We start from the raw sequence: 12,490 nt of genomic DNA, 5'->3' as shown, positions 1-12,490 counted from the left end.
ACGGATTTGCAGGTGGGGGGCGATTGTCATGGTTCCGTAACGACTGCGCCGCTGACGCTGTCCGTCCGGCCCGTCCGGCCCGTCCGGCCCGTCCGGCCCGTCCGGCCCGTCCGGCCCGTCCGGCCTGTCCGGCGTTTGAGGACGAGGCCGTTCAGGTCGATGGGGGTCTGGGGGCGGAGCCCCCGGGCGGCCGCCCGCGACGGGGAATCGGCCCCGCCTCCCCGGGCAGGCGCCCCGCCTCCGCGAGAGCGCGCCGCAGCAAGAACTCGATCTGGGCGTTCGCGGAACGCAGTTCGTCCCCCGCCCACCGGGCAAGCGCCTCGTAGACGGACGGGTCCAACCGCAGCAGCACCTGCTTGCGCTGCTGCGGCCGACGCTGAGGGTCGGACCCTCCGGAGGGAACCGTCACTGGTAGAGGGTCCCGGTGTTGAGCACCGGCTGCGGCGCGCGGTCCCCGCACAGCACCACCATCAGGTTGGACACCATCGCCGCCTTCCGCTCCTCGTCCAGTTCCACGATGTCCTGCTCGGCGATCCGGGCGAGCGCGGCCTCGACCATCCCCACCGCCCCGTCCACGATCTGCCGCCGGGCCGCGACGACCGCCCCGGCCTGCTGCCGCTGAAGCATCGCCGAAGCGATCTCGGGAGCGTACGCGAGATGCGTGAAGCGCGACTCGATGATCTGCACGCCGGCCGCCTCCACGCGCGCGTGCAGCTCGGCGGCGAGCTTCTCGGTGATTTCCTCCGCGTTGCCGCGCAGGGAGAGCCCGCCCTCGTCGTGGGCGTCGTACGGGTACTCGATGGCGATGTGGCGCACGGCCGCCTCTGTCTGGGTGGCGACGAACTCGAGGTAGTTGTCCACCTCGAAGGTGGCCTGCGCGGTGTCCCGCACCTTCCACACCACGACCGCGGCGAGCTCGATGGGGTTTCCGTAGGCGTCGTTGACCTTGAGGACGGCGGTCTCGTGGTTGCGCACCCGCGTGGAGATCTTCGTGCGCGAGGTGAAGGGGTTCACCCAGCGCAGGCCGTCCTGCCGGATCGTCCCCCGATAGCGCCCGAAGAGCTGGACGACCCGGGCCTCGCCCGGCGCCACGGTGTTCAGTCCGCGCAGCGAGATCACCGCCGCGACGAGGACGACGGCACCGCCGGCCGCGAAGGCCGGATTCGCCTGCGCGGCCGCGAACAGGGCGCCGGCGACCAGGAGTCCGAGCAACCCGAGCAGCAGCGCGAGCGCGCCGCCGATGCTGTGCGCGGTGAACTCCCGGACGCGGGGCGCGGGCATCTCCGGTATGTCGGCTTCAGGAGTGGTGTCGTGTACGGCCATGGGTGGTCCCCCGTTGTCGTGGTGCGGTCCGGTCGGCATGCCCTCAAACGAAAGCAAACGTCTATCTAAGTGATATCACATTACCCCGCAGAGCAACCCTGAACCCTTCCCGGCCGTCGGTTCCATCGGAGCGGGTGCTGATTGTCACGTCCGCAAAAGAGCGGATCCACCGACCTTTGTCACATCTCCCGGTGTTAGCTTTCTGAGCTGACCTGTGCTGTGAACCTGTGTGGCAGATGAGCACACATGACCGAAGCGGAGCGGAACGGACCCATGGGACGAGCGGAAGAGAGACGAGCGCGACAGCGTGGTGGCCGCCGCGCGGCGCCCCCCACGCGCTCGTCGGGGACGGAGTCCTCCGAGGCCGAGCCCACCGTCATAGGCGGCCGGGCCGCGGCTCGCCGGGCGGCCCAGGGCAAGGGCAGGAGCAAGGGCAAGGGCAAGGGCAAGGGCAAGGCGGGCAAGGACGGCAGGAGCTTCATACGCCGGCTGTTCACCTGGAAGAAGATCGTCGGGACCTTCTTCGCGCTCTGTCTGCTCGGCATGGGCGCCTTCGTCGCGCTGTACATGATGATCAAGGTCCCCGAAGACGGCAACGGCGACGCGACGCTGCAGAGCAATGTCTACAAGTACAGCGACGGCAAGCTGCTGACCCGAGACGGCCAGAAGAACCGCGAGATCGTCGATCTGTCCAAGGTCCCCAAGCCCGTCCAGCACACCTTCGTCGCCGCCGAGAACAAGACCTTCTACGAGGACAACGGCGTCGACCTCAGGGGCACCGCCCGAGGCATCCTCAACACGCTCTCCGGCAAGGGCGCGCAGGGCGGTTCGACGATCACCCAGCAGTACGTCAAGAACTACTACCTGACGCAGAACCAGACCATCTCGCGCAAGCTGAAGGAACTGGTCATCTCGCTGAAGCTGGACCGGACGAAGACCAAGGACTTCATCCTCGCCGGCTACATCAACACCAGCTACTACGGCCGCGGCGCGTACGGCATCCAGGCCGCCGCGCAGGCCTACTACCACGTCGACGCCCAGAAGCTCTCGGTCCAGCAGGGGGCGTACCTCGCCGCGCTCCTCCAGGCGCCGAACCAGTACGACTGGGCGATCGCGTCCGCCACCGGCAAGCGGATGGTGCAGGCCCGCTGGAACTACGTCCTCGACAACATGGTCGAGAAGAACTGGCTGGACAAGACCAAGCGCGCGGAGATGACGTTCCCGACCCCCTTGGCGCCCAAGGCGGCGCCGGGCATGGGCGGGCAGACCGGCTACCTGGTGGACGCGGCCAACAACCAGCTGGCGAAGCGGCTGGTGGCCCAGGGCACCGCCGACAACTTCAACGACGCCATGACCATGGTCAAGGCCGGCGGCTGGACCATCACGCTCAACATCGACAAGAAGAAGCAGGCGGCACTGGAGAAGGCCGCCAAGACGCAGCTGAACAGCAAACTCGACCCGAAGAAGCGCTCGGTCGACGCGGACGTTCAGGCAGGTGCCGTGTCCGTCGACCCGAAGACGGGCGCGGTCGTCGCGATGTACGGCGGCAAGGACTACTACAAGCACTTCCGCAACAACGCGACCCGCACGGACTACCAGCCCGCCTCGACCTTCAAGCCGGTCATCCTCGCCGCCGCCCTGGACTCGGCCGCAGAGACGCAGAGCGGCAAGGCCATCGGCGCGAACACGATCTACGACGGCACCAGCAAGCGCCAGGTCGTGGACAGCAACGGCAACAAGGTGGGTTTCGCCCCGGAGAACGAGGACGACCAGAACTACGGTCCCATCACCGTCCAGACGGCGATGAACCAGTCCGTCAACTCCGTCTTCGCGCAGATGGGCGAGGACGTCGGCATGGACAAGGTGCTCAAGGTCGCGAGCCAGATGGGCATGGACACGGCCCACCTCAAGCCGGTGTCTGCACAGACCCTCGGCACCATGGGCGCGAGCCCGCTGCAGATGGCCGGGGTCTACGCGACCCTCGACAACCACGGCAAGCAGGTCACCCCGAGCATCATCAAGTCCGTGGAGAACAGCAGGCATTCGGTGACCCTGCCGAACCCGATCGGCGACCAGGTCATCAGCCCCGAGGCCGCCGACACGGTCACCTCGGTGCTGACCGGCGTGGTCGACGACGGTACGGCCAAGACGTCGGTCGAGGCCAACCCCAACCGTGACGGCCGCAAGGTCGCCGGCAAGACGGGTACGTCCGACGAGAACCGCTCTGCGTGGTTCACCGGCTACACGCCCGACCTGGTCACGTCGGTGGGCCTGTTCGGCGAGTCCAAGAAGACGGGTGCCCAGGTCTCGATGTACCACGCGGGCGGACTGCCCCGCGTCAACGGTGGTACGTTCCCGGCGCAGATCTGGGCGGCGTACATGTTCGGCGTCTCCAAGACGGGCTTGAAGTTCGACCTGAACACCACGCAGGGCGCGGCCGTCCAGCCGACCTGGACGCCGACGCCCAGCCAGACGCCGAGCCGGACGCCCAGCCAGTCACCGACCACGCAGAAGCCGTCTGCGACACCGTCGAAGACGCCGACGCAGACGCCGACCCAGACGCCCACGCAGACGCCGACGCAAACACCCACCCAGACGCCGACCCAGACCCCGACCAACCCGGCGGACCCGCTCAACCCGAACGACCAGTAGCAGCCGCCAAAAGCAGAGGGCGCCCGGCAACCGCCGGGCGCCCTCTGCGTGCCACGCTCAGCTCTGGTTCAGCTCGAACCAGACCACCTTCCCGGTGCTCAGCCGCGTCGCCCCCCACCGCCGGGCCAGCTTGTTCACCAGGTACAGCCCGCGACCGCCCTCGTCCGTCGCCCGTGCCTGCCGCAGCCGCGGCAACTGCGGTACGTCGTCGCCGACCTCGCAGCGCAGTACGTCGGTGCGCAGCAGTCGTAGCGTGACCGGGCGGGATGCGTAGCGGACGGCGTTCGTGACGACCTCGCTGACGAGGAGCTCCACGGAGTCGCTGAGGTCCTCCATGCCCCAGCGGGACAGTGCCCGCCGGGCCAGCCGCCGGGCGCGGCCGGGTGCCGCGTCCTCGGGCTCCAGGAACCAGTACGCCACGTCGCTCGGCGCGATCCCGTCGAAGCGGGCGGCGAGCAGCGCGATGTCGTCGTCCCGGTCGCCCGGGCCGAGCATGTCCAGGACCTCGTCGCAGAGCGCTTCCAGCGGCGGCGGATGGTCGGGGCCGGTCAGCTGTGCGGTCGCGGCGAGCTTCTCGCGCAGCTGCTCTATGCCGGTCCACACGTCCCGCAGCCGGGACTCGACCAGGCCGTCGGTGTACAGGAGGAGCGTCGCCCCGGCGGGTGCGTCCAGCTCCACGGCCTCGAAGTCGACGCCGCCCACACCGATCGGCGCCCCCGGCGGCACTCGCAGCACCTCGGCGCGGCCGCCCAGGTGCAGCAGGACCGGCGGCGGATGGCCGGCGTTGGCGATGGTGATGCGGTGCGAGACCGGGTCGTAGACGGCGTAGAGGCACGTCGCCATGCGGTCGGTGCCCAGACGCTGGGCCTGTTCGTCGAGGTGGTGCAGGACCTCCTGCGGGGGCAGGTCGAGACCGGCCAGGGTCTGGGCCGTGGTGCGCAGCTGGCCCATGATGGCCGCGGACGTCATGGAGTGGCCCATCACGTCACCCACCACCAGCGCGACCCGGCTGCCGGGCAGCGGGATGGCGTCGTACCAGTCGCCGCCCACCCGCGCGGTCTCGGCGGCCGGCAGATAACGGGACGCCAGCCGTACGCCGGTGGGCCGCGGGAGGGTCTCCGGCAGCATGGTGCGCTGCAGCTCGTCGGCGATGTAGGCCTCGCGGCCGTACAGCACCGCCTTGTCGATGCCGAGGGCGCTGTGCGTGGCGAGCTGGGCGGCGACCAGGAGGTCGTCCGCCTCGAAGGCCATGCGCTCGGGGCGGCGCAGGAAGAGCGCGGCGCCGATCACCCGGCGGCGGCCGCGCAGCGGGGCGAGGATCGCGCGCTGTCCGCCGGGTACGGCGAACTCGGTGCCGTCGCCCAGGAGTTCGGGCAGGGCGGCGCGTGCGGCGGGCGCGTCCGTGAAGACCGGGCGGACCCCGCGCAGCACCTCGGCGAGGGCGCTGCCCGGCCGTACCTCGCACAGTTCGGCGCCGACCGCGTCGAACCCCGTCATCTCCGGCGGCTCCGGCTGCAGGGCGGGCGAGAAGCCGCCCTCGGTGTCCCGCTCCGCGGGGATCCGGTCGGTGCGCCGCAGACGCAGCAGGAGCGGGCCGGTGGGCCGCTCGTCGCCGACGGGCAGCGGATCGCGCAGATAGACGAGGATCGCGTCGGAGAAGGTCGGCACGGTGGCCCGGCACAGGCCCATGACGATCTCGTCGAGGTCGATGCCGCGGGCGATCCGCCGGGTCGCGGCGCCGACGAACCGCAGCCGGTCGCCGTCCCGCCGCATCGGCGTGGGCTGTCCGGGCGTCGTCGTTCCCTGCCCGGTACGGCGCTCCGGGCCGCCGGCCCCCTGGGTCCCGTCCTGCTCGCCGCCCGGCTGGTCCGGGATCGTCTCGGGCACGGGGCGCGGGCGGTGCGTGCCGGGTTCCACGGCTTCTGCGGCGGCCGGCTGCGAGTGCTCCGGGCCGGTGGTGTCGGAGGGGGGCGAGACCGGGTCCTTTCCCTGGCTTCCTTTGCTGCACGGCGTGGCCGTACCCGGCGTCGACGGCGTCTCCCCGGTGCGCGCCTGTGCGGGTAAAGCGGCCGTGGGGGAGGGCGTCTGGGTGTGCAGGAGCGCCCCGCGGGGGTCCGCGGGGTCGGCGCCCGGCTGCGGGCGCTCGAAGGACATGGGGTGCTCCGTCACGCGTGTCGAATCCGTCCGTCCGGGGCTGCGCATCGCGAGCGCAGTTCGTCCCGCAGGAATCCCGATACCCGGAATACGTGTCCCCGGAACGGAATTCCCGCGTGGTCAGAGGCTGTTGTCGTACCACCGGCGAACCGTTCACGGTCCGTTCCGGTGTTGCCCTCGTACCCCTCGCTCACGTCCTGCCGCCCCTCGGTGACGATCGGTCAAGCCCAGCGCATGCTCCGGCAGTTGCGCCTGCCCACCCTTGCGGAGGACGATCCTACGGTTGTGTACCGGGGGCGCATCAAGAGTCTCACGAGGACACGTGCGCGGGCGTACGGTCCCAGTCCTCCGGCAAAGACGGTACAGCCCAGGACGGATCCGGGCGCCAGTGCTGCCAGCCGTCGCTGAACGGCGGGCCCCAGGCGCGGATCACCTCGACCGCGGACCGCCCCGCCCTGCGCACCTGTTCGGCGGCCGGCGCGTCCATCAGCCCGTCCTGCTGGGCCTGCGCGAACTCGTCCTCGTCACGCCAGTGCCAACTGCGATCCGGGTGCACGGAGATGTCGAGGAAGTGGTCCTCGGAGTCGACCCCGCCGTCCCAACGCACCAGCGGCGATTCGAGATTCACATACCAGTTCTTGAACTGCCAGCCCGGCTCCCAGAACAGCCACACCGACCAGGGCTCACCGGGGCGGGCCAGCTTCAGCACTCCGGTGCCGAACCAGTGGTCGAGCTGGACGGTACGGGGCTTGGTGTAGCGGGACTGGAGCGGCTCCACGTGCACCGGGGTGCCGTCGGCGAGGACGGGCTTCACGCACTCGGTGCCGGGTGCCAGCCAGACGGCGAGCAGTTCGTCGTCGTCCCGGACGACGGTGACCGGGCGGGCGATGTGGAAGCGCTCGCCCGCGTTCTCCCGGTAGCGCCACAGGACCTGTGTCCCGGGGGTCCAGAACCCCGTCCGCACCGCCGCAGCCGCGTCCGCTTCCGCTCTCATCGCTCCACCCTCTGCCATGAACAGATATTAGGTGCCCGGGGCATACGACGCTGCGGCGCGCGTCACGGTTCGCGACGGTGCGACGAATGGTTACGGATGTGTCATCCGCAGGACATCCAGCGCCTCGTCGAGCTGCTCCACCGTGAGGTCGCCGCGCTCCACGTACCCGCTCTCCAGGACGACTTGGCGGATCGTCTTCCGCTCCGCGAGGGCCTTCTTGGCGACCTTGGCGGCCTCCTCGTAGCCGATGTACTTGTTGAGCGGAGTGACCACGGAGGGTGAGGACTCGGCGTACTCGCGGGCCCGCTCCCGGTTCGCGGTGATGCCGTCCACGGTCCGGTCCGCGAGCAGCCGCGAGACGTTGGCGAGCAGCCGCACCGACTCCAGGACGTTCCTGGCGATGACCGGCAGCATCACATTGAGCTCGAAGTTGCCGGCGGCTCCGGCGGCGGCGACGGTGGCGTCGTTGCCGGTGACCTGCGCGGCGACCATGAGCACGGCCTCCGGGATGACCGGGTTGACCTTGCCGGGCATGATCGACGAACCGGGCTGGAGATCGGGAAGGTTGATCTCGGCGAGCCCGGTGCGCGGTCCGGAGGCGGCCCACCGCAGATCGTTGGCGATCTTGGTCAGCCCGACGGCGACCGTCCGCAGCTGTCCGCTGGTCTCGACGATCCCGTCCCGCGCCCCCTGCGCCTCGAAGTGGTTGCGCGCCTCGGTGAGCGGGAGCCCCGTGACGCGGGCGACCTCCTCGATGACGGCGGCGGAGAAGCCGGGCGGGGTGTTGATGCCGGTGCCGACCGCCGTCCCCCCGAGGGGCAGCTCGGCGAGCCGGGGGAGCGCGGCGTACAGCCGCTCGACGCCGTACCGGATCTGGGCCGCGTATCCGCCGAACTCCTGCCCCAGCGTCACCGGCGTGGCGTCCATCAGATGCGTCCGCCCGGACTTCACGACATCGGCGAACTCCTCGGACTTGCGGGTGAGGGCGTCGGCGAGGTGTTCCAGGGCGGGGATCAGGTCGCGGGTGACGGCGGCGGTGGCGGCGATGTGGATGGAGGAGGGGAAGACGTCGTTGGACGACTGGGAGGCGTTCACATGGTCGTTGGGGTGTACGTCCCTGCCGAGCCGCTCGGTCGCGAGGGTGGCGATGACCTCGTTGGTGTTCATGTTCGACGAGGTGCCGGAACCGGTCTGGAAGACGTCGATCGGGAAGTGCTCGTCCCAGTCCCCCCGGGCGACCTCCTCGGCCGCCTCCTGGATCGCCTCGGCGATGTCCTTGTCGAGCACCCCCAGCCGCGCGTTCACCTTTGCCGCGGCGCCCTTGATCCGGGCCAGGGCCTCGATGTGGGCGCGCTCGATGCGCTGGCCGGAGATCGGGAAGTTCTCGACGGCACGCTGCGTCTGGGCCCGCCACTTGGCGTCGGCGGGGACGCGGACCTCGCCCATGGAGTCGTGCTCGATGCGGTAGTCGCTCATGTCAGCTATAGCGATCGGAAGGGTGGGGATGTTCCGGACCTTGGGCCACGCGGAGGCTGCCGGCAGGGGTGGGGGTCGTCGTCAGCGGCCCGGAGTGCCGAACCGGCCGGTGCACACGGGCTTTTCGGCCACCTCGGCGCACGCCTGGGCCCCGCGCGGGTCCGGTGCGGCCAGCATCGGGCTGCTGTAGCCGTCCGACTTGTCGCCCTGGTACTCCGCGGACAACTCGTCCTCGCCCGACCTGATCGAGATCTCCCGCGCGCCGCCCGTCCGGGTGCGCAGCTCGGACCAGACCGTGGCGCAGGACGGTGAGAACCTCAGCAGCACCACCTCGGTGCCCCTGGCGACCCTGCTCTCGGTGCGTGCGTCCCGGGCACAGGTCTCGGAGGTGGGAAGTTCCCCCTGGCAGTCGCTGCCGTGGCAGGAGGCGGCCGTTCTGGGCGCCGCCGTGTGGCCGGGGTCCAGGACGTCCGTGGCGCCCGCGGTGACCGCCACGGTGGCGGCCATGGTGGCGAGGGCGACGACGGCGCGACTCGGCCGCGGGATGCGGCGGCGCCGCACGGCGGCGGGCGGCACGGACGGGACGGGCTGCCGCTTCGCGACGGTCGCCCCGTCGGCTTGCGCCCGTGCGGCGGAGTCCCAGAGGGCGAGCAGCGGGCCGGGGTCGGCGTCGGCGAGCCGCACGAGCGCCACGACCGCCGCCCGGGGCGGGAACTGGTCGCCGTTCAGATAGCGGTGCCAGGTCGACTTGCTGAACGGGGTGACACCGGCCAGTGCGGCCAGGCTCAGCCCCGTCCGCTGCTTGAGGGCACGCAGCCGCTCCGTCAGGAGCCGCCCGTCGTCCTGCGACGCGTCGGGCATCGGCTGCCTCTGGACCGTCACGTGGCTCTCCATCTCGCTCCCTCGCCATGCCGGGGTGACCGCCTTGATGTGTTCCCGGCGGCGGCGCCCGGCCATACCGCGATCACCGGAATATGAAGGGGAGTTGACTGAGTTGACCTGCGATTACGCCGACCGTGGGTGTGATCGGACGATTACCTGACGGCATCTCCCGGCAGGCTGGTGCGGCCTGCCGGGAGCTACGGGGGATCAGGACCGGTGCGGTCGGGGGACCGTCAGCACCAGCGGACGGTGCCGAGGTTCTGCACGTAGCGGGCGGAGACGTAGCCCCTGTGGTGGGCGAGCCGGTACCAACGGTGGTTGCCGCGGACGCCGGAGCCCCGCACCTTGCAGGTGATCGCCACGCTGGAGCCCACCGGCTGCGCACCGACGACGCGGTACCGGGTGCCCGGCCCGGACCGGACGTTCAGCGGCAGGCGGTGGGTGGCGACGTACCCCCAGCTGTGGCTCCTGACGATGTGCCGGATGCCGTGGATGTGCCGGATGTGCCGGATCTGCCGGTGGTGGCGGGTGGCACGGCCCTTCGCGTGGTGGCACTTCGGCGTCTTCGGCCTGGCGGGCAGCGTGGACGGCGCGGGGGCCGACTGCCACGCCGGCACGGAGATCTGCGGGGGAGTGGAGTTCAGGGCATGGGCCTGCGCGGCCGGCCCGGCGGAGGCGACGGCCGCCACCGGGAAGACGGCGACGACCGCGAACGCGGCCACAAGGCCGTTGCGCAGTGTGCGTCGAATCATGGGTTGTCCCTCCGAGATGACCAGCGGATCACGGGCTGTGACCCGGTCAGCACGGAGCGTTTCCGGCGAAGCTCACAAAGATGCCGTCCCGCGCGTTCCTGGGACGAACTGGGACGACACCCAGGCGTTACCGCAGCAGCACGACATACCGACGCCGTCCCGGGACTGTGTCTTCCAGCCCACCCGGCGGGCCTTGCACTCCCCACCGGGCGGGCCTTGCACCCCGCCCGGTGGGGTCTTCCACTCCGTCTGACGGGGCCTTGCACCTCGTCCGGCGGGGCCTTGCACCCAGTCCGGCGGGGTCTTCCGCCCCGTCCGGTGTTTGAGTCTTTCGGCGCGTGCGGCGTTTGAGTCTTTTCAGCCCGTCCGGCGTTTGAGGACGAGGCCGTTCAGGCCGATCGGGGTCCGGGGCGGAGCCCCGGAACGGGGTGCGGAGGCGGAGCTCCGCGGGGGGTGCGGGGGACGCGGTCCCCGCCGGGGTGCAGGGGCGGAGCCCCTGGCGGGGTCGAAGGGGCGGCAGCCCCTGGGGATGGGACGGGTAGGGGCGGCGGGGGCGAGATCCGTCCCCCGCCGCACCAGAGGCACTACGCCAGCCCGGGGCCCCGTACGGGAATCGAGGTGAACGTCGGAGCCGGGGCGGGATCCTGGAAGAAGTCGTTGCCCTTGTCGTCCACCACGATGAACGCCGGGAAGTCCTCCACCTCGATCTTCCAGACCGCCTCCATGCCGAGCTCCTCGTACTCGACGACCTCGACCTTCTTGATGCAGTCCTGGGCGAGCCGGGCGGCCGGGCCGCCGATGGAGCCGAGGTAGAAGCCGCCGTGCGCGTCGCACGCGTCAGTGACCTGCTTGGAGCGGTTGCCCTTGGCGAGCATCACCTTGGAGCCGCCCGCGGCCTGGAACTGCTCGACGTAGCTGTCCATGCGCCCGGCCGTGGTCGGACCGAAGGAACCGGACGCGTAACCCTCCGGCGTCTTCGCCGGGCCCGCGTAGTACACCGGGTGGTCCTTCAGGTACTGCGGCATCTCCTCACCCGCGTCGAGCCGCTCCTTGATCTTGGCGTGCGCGATGTCGCGGGCCACGACAAGGGGGCCGGTGAGCGAAAGGCGGGTCTTCACCGGGTACTTGGTGAGCTCGGCGAGGATGTCGTCCATCGGCTGGTTCAGGTCGATCTTGACGACGTCCGACGACTCGTCCAAGTGCTCGTCGGTCGTCTCCGGCAGGAACCGTGCCGGGTCGGTCTCCAGCTGCTCCAGGAAGACACCCTCAGCGGTGATCTTCGCGACGGCCTGCCGGTCGGCCGAGCAGGACACGGCGATCGCGACGGGGCAGGACGCACCGTGCCGCGGCAGCCGCACCACACGCACGTCGTGGCAGAAGTACTTGCCGCCGAACTGCGCACCGATCCCGATCTTCTGCGTCAGCTCGAAGACCTTCTGCTCCAGGTCCTTGTCGCGGAAGCCGTGACCGAGCTCCGAGCCCTCGGCCGGGATCTCGTCCAGGTAGTGCGCGGAGGCGTACTTGGCGGTCTTGAGCGCGTACTCGGCGGACGTACCGCCGACGACGATCGCCAGGTGGTACGGCGGGCAGGCGGCCGTACCCAGCGAACGGATCTTCTCCTCCAGGAACTTCATCATGGAGGCCTCGTTCAGAACGGCCTTCGTCTCCTGGTACAGGAAGGACTTGTTGGCGGAGCCGCCGCCCTTCGCCATGAACAGGAACTTGTACGCGCCGCCGTCGGTGGCGTACAGCTCGATCTGGGCCGGCAGGTTGGAGCCGGTGTTCTTCTCGTCCCACATGGTGAGCGGAGCCATCTGCGAGTAGCGCAGGTTGAGGTTCTTGTACGCCTCGTAGACGCCCCGGGACAGCGCCGCCTCGTCACCGCCCTCGGTGAGGACGTTCTGTCCGCGCTTGCCCATGACGATCGCCGTGCCGGTGTCCTGGCACATGGGGAGCACGCCCGCGGCCGCGATGTTCGCGTTCTTCAGCAGGTCCAGCGCCACGAACTTGTCGTTGCTCGACGCCTCGGGGTCGTCGATGATGCGCCGCAGCTGAGCCAGGTGCGCGGGCCGCAGGTAGTGCTGGATGTCGTGGATGGCCTCCTCCGCGAGCTTGCGCAGCGCCTCCGGCTCCACCTTGAGGAACGTCCGCCCGTCGGCCTCGAAGGTGGACACACCCTCGGAGGTCACCAGCCGGTACGGGGTGGTGTCCTCTCCCATGGGGAGCAGATCGGTGTACGCGAACTCAGGCATCTCAG

Annotated in this window: 9 protein-coding genes; 1 reads left to right on the top strand and 8 read right to left on the bottom strand. The window is 70.3% G+C overall.

Annotation, left to right across the window (positions count from 1 at the left end):
- Window positions 1–151 precede the first annotated feature (151 nt).
- Together ACWDAG_RS28745 and ACWDAG_RS28740 are read right to left on the bottom strand one after the other, a co-directional pair.
- Window positions 152–409, bottom strand: a complete 258-nt coding sequence (locus tag ACWDAG_RS28745) for a hypothetical protein (protein ID WP_450698445.1) — start codon at window positions 407–409, stop codon at window positions 152–154.
- On the bottom strand, window positions 406–1,323 hold the full coding sequence (locus tag ACWDAG_RS28740) for an SPFH domain-containing protein (protein ID WP_450698444.1): 918 nt from the start codon (window positions 1,321–1,323) through the stop codon (window positions 406–408). Before ACWDAG_RS28740 ends, ACWDAG_RS28745 begins: the two co-directional genes overlap by 4 nt.
- Window positions 1,324–1,596: 273 nt before the next feature.
- On the opposite strand from ACWDAG_RS28740, the gene ACWDAG_RS28735 reads away from it, so the two are divergent.
- Window positions 1,597–3,975 carry a transglycosylase domain-containing protein gene (locus ACWDAG_RS28735; protein ID WP_450698443.1) on the top strand — a complete coding sequence of 793 codons (2,379 nt, stop codon included), beginning with the start codon at window positions 1,597–1,599 and terminating at the stop codon, window positions 3,973–3,975.
- Between the two features lie 57 nt (window positions 3,976–4,032).
- Here the strand turns inward: ACWDAG_RS28735 and ACWDAG_RS28730 are convergent, their stop codons facing one another.
- The 6 genes from ACWDAG_RS28730 to ACWDAG_RS28705 all read right to left on the bottom strand — a co-directional run bounded on the left by ACWDAG_RS28730 (window position 4,033) and on the right by ACWDAG_RS28705 (window position 12,485).
- Window positions 4,033–6,129, bottom strand: a complete 2,097-nt coding sequence (locus tag ACWDAG_RS28730; RefSeq protein ID WP_450698442.1) for a SpoIIE family protein phosphatase — start codon at window positions 6,127–6,129, stop codon at window positions 4,033–4,035.
- A 310-nt stretch (window positions 6,130–6,439) separates the two neighbouring features.
- Window positions 6,440–7,141 (bottom strand): cytidylyl-2-hydroxypropylphosphonate hydrolase, encoded by a 702-nt coding sequence (fomD, locus tag ACWDAG_RS28725; protein WP_450698441.1) that lies wholly within the window; start codon window positions 7,139–7,141, stop codon window positions 6,440–6,442.
- Window positions 7,142–7,213: 72 nt separating this feature from the next.
- Window positions 7,214–8,599 carry a class II fumarate hydratase gene (locus ACWDAG_RS28720; RefSeq protein WP_450698440.1) on the bottom strand — a complete coding sequence of 462 codons (1,386 nt, stop codon included), beginning with the start codon at window positions 8,597–8,599 and terminating at the stop codon, window positions 7,214–7,216.
- 81 nt (window positions 8,600–8,680) lie between these two features.
- Window positions 8,681–9,481, bottom strand: a complete 801-nt coding sequence (locus ACWDAG_RS28715) for a DUF2690 domain-containing protein (protein ID WP_450698439.1) — start codon at window positions 9,479–9,481, stop codon at window positions 8,681–8,683.
- 233 nt (window positions 9,482–9,714) lie between these two features.
- On the bottom strand, window positions 9,715–10,233 hold the full coding sequence (locus ACWDAG_RS28710; protein ID WP_450698438.1) for an SH3 domain-containing protein: 519 nt from the start codon (window positions 10,231–10,233) through the stop codon (window positions 9,715–9,717).
- 584 nt (window positions 10,234–10,817) lie between these two features.
- Window positions 10,818–12,485 carry a fumarate hydratase gene (locus tag ACWDAG_RS28705; RefSeq protein WP_450698437.1) on the bottom strand — a complete coding sequence of 556 codons (1,668 nt, stop codon included), beginning with the start codon at window positions 12,483–12,485 and terminating at the stop codon, window positions 10,818–10,820.
- Window positions 12,486–12,490 lie beyond the last annotated feature (5 nt).

The organism is Streptomyces sp. NPDC001157 (genome assembly GCF_053598255.1).
Note: the sequence above shows the minus strand (reverse complement) of the source record. Positions and strands in the feature narration are given on the sequence as shown.